Here is a 773-nt window from a genome sequence, read left to right on the forward strand (position 1 = left end):
CTGCAGGGCGTGTGGTCCGGCGCCGGCAGCGAACGCGCCCTGGTCGCGGCCGCCCCGATGGTGTCCTGGCTGCTCGACGCAGCCCGGCAGGCGCAGCAGCACTCGGCGCAGGCCACCCTGCAGGCCCAGGCGCACACCAAGGCGCTGGCGATGACCCCCTCGCTGCCCGAGATCGCCGCCAACCACGTCACCCGCGCGGTCCTGGTCGCCACCAACTTCCTCGGGATCAACACGATGCCCATCGGTGTCAAGGAGACCGACTACTTCGTCCGGATGTGGAACCAGGCCGCCGCGGCGATGGACGTCTACCAGGCCGAGACCACCGCCAACACGATGTTCGATCCGACCGAACCGGCCACGCCGATCGTGAATCCCGGGTCGGTGGAAGTCGCCCAGACCGAAACCCGTTCCCGGCTCGCGCAGCTGGTGACTGACGCGGCCGCCCAGCCGGTGATCGGGCAGCGGCTCGGCGAAATAGGTTCCCAGATGGCGCAGTTCGCCGGCCCGGTGCAGCAGCTGATCCAGTCGGTCAAGCAGAGCGTCAATTCGCACACGCTGACCGACCCGGCGCTGCCGTCGGACATCGGACTGGTCGGCGCCGGAGCGATGTCCAACCATCCGCTGGCCGGCGGTACGGGCCCCAGCAAGGGTGCGGGGCTGCTGCACGCCAGCTCGCTTCCCGGGGCCGGGGGCACAGCGCCCCGCACACCGCTGCTCGCCCAACTGCTCGACACCCCGCCGGTCGCGTCCGCGGCCGCCACTGTGGGCAGCGC

Annotated in this window: 1 protein-coding gene; it reads left to right on the top strand. The window is 71.4% G+C overall.

Features of this window, described 5'->3' with window-relative positions; all coding sequences use genetic code 11:
• Positions 1-773: PPE family protein (locus ACXAID_RS28285; protein WP_475025459.1), on the top strand; the 773-nt coding region annotated here is incomplete at both ends.

The organism is Mycobacterium sp. ABE4_509, from assembly GCF_056160785.1.